3 protein-coding genes and 1 pseudogene (1 of these 4 only partly in view) are annotated in these 4,056 nt (G+C 68.9%); 1 reads left to right on the top strand and 3 read right to left on the bottom strand.

Features of this window, described 5'->3' with window-relative positions:
• Together FrCorBMG51_RS07770 and gap are read right to left on the bottom strand one after the other, a co-directional pair.
• Positions 1 to 247 (bottom strand): annotated as a pseudogene (locus FrCorBMG51_RS07770) (phosphoglycerate kinase); it reaches 1,045 nt to the left of the window's first position.
• 227 nt (positions 248 to 474) lie between these two features.
• Entirely contained in the window at positions 475 to 1,482 is a 1,008-nt protein-coding gene (gene gap, locus FrCorBMG51_RS07775; protein ID WP_047222416.1) for a type I glyceraldehyde-3-phosphate dehydrogenase, read from the bottom strand.
• Positions 1,483 to 3,005: 1,523 nt separating this feature from the next.
• Here gap and FrCorBMG51_RS07780 point away from each other — a divergent pair.
• Positions 3,006 to 3,653: an NUDIX domain-containing protein gene (locus FrCorBMG51_RS07780; RefSeq protein WP_157180429.1), complete on the top strand. Its 648-nt coding sequence runs from the start codon at positions 3,006 to 3,008 to the stop codon at positions 3,651 to 3,653.
• Here the strand turns inward: FrCorBMG51_RS07780 and FrCorBMG51_RS30815 are convergent.
• Positions 3,544 to 4,050: a glycosyltransferase gene (locus FrCorBMG51_RS30815; RefSeq protein WP_235433407.1), complete on the bottom strand. Its 507-nt coding sequence runs from the start codon at positions 4,048 to 4,050 to the stop codon at positions 3,544 to 3,546. The two genes, FrCorBMG51_RS07780 and FrCorBMG51_RS30815, sit on opposite strands and share 110 nt — an antisense overlap.
• Between the last annotated feature and the right edge of the window lie 6 nt (positions 4,051 to 4,056).

The raw sequence follows: 4,056 nt of genomic DNA on the forward strand, positions 1-4,056 counted from the left end.
CGAGCCGGCCGGCGACCGGGGTGAGCGAGTACGCCGGGTCGGGTGTGCCCCTGGGCCGTCCCAGATGGGAGGAGACGACCACCCGGGCACCCCGGTCCAGCAGCGCCCGGATGGTGGGCACGCTGGCGCGGACCCGTCCGTCGTCGGTGATCCGGGGTGTGTCGCCGGAACGGTCCAGCGGAACGTTCAGGTCGCTGCGGACGATGACCCGCCGCCCGCCGACCTGTAGATCGTCAATGGTCGTCACGCCGTTACTCCGAAGTCCTAACCGGCCTCGGGCGACGCGACCGTGATCTCGTCGGATCCTGTCGCGTCGCCCGAGGCCACCAGAAGTCGCCAACTCTCCACCCGACCAGAGGCAGTGCGACGATCTTCATCGCACTGCCCGAGGCCACCAGGGGAGCTACCGCCGAGGGCGACGCGACGATCTCCTTCGCGCCGCCGGGGGCCATCAGGGTCTCCTGCCCCGATGCCCTACAGGCGTCCGCCGACGAGGGCGGTGAGGTCCACCAGGCGGTTGGAGTAGCCCCACTCGTTGTCGTACCAGCCGATGACCTTCACCTGGTTGCCGCTGGCGAAGGTGAGCAGCGAGTCGAAGGTGCAGGAGGCGGCCGTCCCAACGATGTCGGAGGAGACGATCGGGTCCTCGGTGTAGACGAGGACGCCCTTGAGCGGGCCCTCGGCGGCGGCCCGGTAGGCGGCGTTGACCTCCTCGATCGTGACCTCGCGCTTGAGCGTGACGACCAGGTCGGTCACCGACCCGTCGAGGACGGGAACGCGCAGGGCCAGCCCGTCCAGCTTGCCCTTGAGCTGCGGCAGCACCAGGGAGGTCGCCCTGGCCGCGCCGGTCGTCGTCGGGATGATGTTCTGGGCGGCGGCGCGGGCGCGGCGCAGGTCCGAGTGCGGGAAGTCGAGGATGACCTGGTCGTTGGTGTAGGCGTGCACGGTCGTCATCAGGCCGCGCTCGATGCCGAAGGTGTCCTCGAGAACCTTGGCCAGCGGCGCCACGCAGTTGGTCGTGCAGGAGGCGTTCGACAGGATCGTGTGCTTCGCCGGGTCGTAGACGTCGTCGTTCACGCCGATGACGACGGTGAGGTCCTCACCCTTGGCCGGCGCGGAGATGATCACCTTTTTCGCGCCCGCCTCGAGGTGCTTGCGGGCGTCCTCGGCCTTGGTGAACCGGCCGGTGGACTCGACGACGACCTCGACCCCGAGGTCCCCCCAGGGCAGGGCCGCCGGGTCACGCTCGGAGACCACCTTGAGGAAGCCGTCGCCGACCTTGATCCCGCCGTCGGCGGGACTCACCGACTCCGACAGCGTGCCCAGCGTAGTATCGTACTTGAGCAGATGCGCAAGTGTCCTGTTGTCGGTAAGGTCGTTCACTGCAACGATCTCTATGTCGTTACGCTTACTCGCCTGAAGCGCCCGCCAGAAGTTGCGGCCGATACGGCCGAAGCCGTTGACACCCACTCGCGTAACCACGTCAGAGAACTCCTCTATCGTCGATGCATTCCGTTGTCGCAGTGAGCCTAAACGACTTTGAGGGTCACCGGCCGGCATCCTCACAGATCGACGTCTGCCGTGTCCAGAACTACCCAGCTCGACTCTTTTTTCAATTCTGGTAGACTGCGGGATGTTTTGACCCCGGCCGGGCGGGCGATCAGCTGGCGATCAACACGATCCGTCGACCGCCACATTCCCGACCGATACGGCCCGACCGATACAGCCTGACCAATACGGCTGATCAACGCGGCCCGACCAGGACGGTCACGGAGGGGCAGCGCAGGCCATCGACGATGGGCGTTGCTCAGCGCTGTCGGGCGACCACCTACGTCGCACGGCCGTTACGGCCCTACCACCGGAACGTCATCGGCCCTCAGCGGCGCCTGCGGCTGTAACACCAGTCACACGGATACCCACCGCCCCGCAATATCCCCTTCCCCGACCCCTTACGTGGCGGACACCACATCGCAGTACCCTGCCGAGAGAGACGCCATGCCGTGTCTTTCTGTCACCATCCTCTCACTTCCATCCTGTCACCACCGTCCCACCGGCCCACCGGCCGGGCCCCGGGACGACTCCCGGGAGCACCCGATCCCGACAGCGGTGGGGCCGCGGCGGCACCGATCGCGCCGGTCGACGCCGTACAGCCGGTCACCACGACGCCCCGAGCGAAGGCGCTCCGGGTATCCGGGTAGCCAGACAGCCCAGCACACCACGCACCCACCGTCCGTTGAGATGCGGCCAGGCATCCGTCGTCATCTGGTTGTGAAAATTACGTCCGGTATTCCACCGGGGCCAGAAATCCCGCCCGATGAATACCGTCTCGGCCGGATCTCCCCGTCCGGTAGGGGATACCGATGGATTCGCCGGGAGGTCTCTTACGGCCCCGCGGGGACGATGTGGGTGGTTTCAGGAGCGGGACACAATACGGCCGGACGTTCCCACCGGCCGGGAGTTCGGATACCCTCTGGATTCGAGCGGAACCAGCCATCGGACGCCCGTCGGCGCGGCGAACTAATACGTCCGGGCACCGATCGGCCAACAACCGGAGTTCGCCCGTCACGGATACCGGACAATTGGGAGTGGACGCACCCGCCGGACGCACCCTAAGCTCCGAAACAGTTCAGCGGACGACCGGCCTTCCAAAGAGGTGGAAAGACGCTGGATGTTGGTTGTCACCCACACTCCAAGTTGGCCTCCGGCGGCGCGCGATAATGCCCCTTTTTCGCGTCGCCGGGGACCTTTCCGAGGGGGCCACGAGCTCCTCGGTGGCCGGCTGACCGTGCCCCGGCCACCGAGGTCGAACTGGTATCGGCGATCCCCGCCTCCGTCCCCACTCACCCCACCGGGGTGGGGATCGCCGATACCGCACAGCGGGTGCGGCGGCGCAGGTTACGGCGACAGCCCCCGGTCGTGCGACCTGCGCCGCCGCACCCTTACCGCGCCGGTCCAGGGCACCGGCCGCCAGCACCGACACCACCGTGCCAGGAGCGGGCCCGACGGTGTCCGGAAGAACGGGATACGGCCATGACGACGTGCCGGAACACTCCCCACGAAAAGCGCACCGCGAAATGAGCCGGTCGGCGCTGCCGGTGCGGGTTCACCTGTTGGTGCGCACCGAGGACAGAATTCTTCTCGCCACCGGCGACGAGACGTCGCCGGCATGCTGGCGGCTGCCGGCCGGAAATCTTCAGGGGCAGGCCGCCGGCGATGCCGCGGTCCGGCTGGCGCGCGAACAGGCGGCGCTGCTGACAACGGTCGAGGATGTCCGGCTGGAACACGTGGCGCATCACTGGGCGGACGACCGGGAACAACTTGGGCTGTTCTTCCACGTCACCCGAACGTACGGCGCCACCGGCGCCCACGACCCGGCCGCCCCCGGCGTCCCCCGCCGGCCGCGCCGGCTGGCCTGGCATCCCCTGGATGCCCTGCCCGAACGGTTCGCCCAGCCCGACCATGACGTCGTCACCCGCTGGGCGAGTGGGGAGTTCTTCTCGCACGGCGGCTGGACGGCCCGCCGGAGCACGACGATCCACCCGTCTACCGGCGCCGTTCAGGCAGCCCCTCAGACGGCCTCCGCTCAGACGGCCTCGGCTCAGGCGGCCTCGACCAGACCGCCGTCAGCTCCCGCTGCCAGTTCTCGAGCGTGAACGGCGAGCGCACGAAGTGCCGCAGCGCCGCCCGCCGGTCCTCGAGCAGCGGCGGGACGGCGGTCAGTACCCGGGCCGTGTCGGCCCAGATCTCGTCCGTGGCGGACAGCGGCAACATCGTGATCCCGGGCAGCAGGCGGGCGACCTCCGCGATCCCGGGCAGGTCCGTGGCCAGCACCGGAGTGGCGACCGCGCACGCCTCGAGCACGACGCTCGGCAGACCCTCGTGATACGAGGTGACCAGCAGCAGCGACGCGGCGACCAGCAGCCGGGGCACGTCGTCCCGCTCGCCGAGCAGCTCGACACGGTCCCGCACCCCACCGGCGGACGCCCTGGCGAGCAGGTCCGCGGTCTCCGCCGCGTCCTGGCGCCCGACGATCTGTAGGCGGGCGTCCACCCCCCG

The organism is Protofrankia coriariae (assembly GCF_001017755.1).
Lineage (GTDB): Bacteria > Actinomycetota > Actinomycetes > Frankiales > Frankiaceae > Protofrankia > Protofrankia coriariae.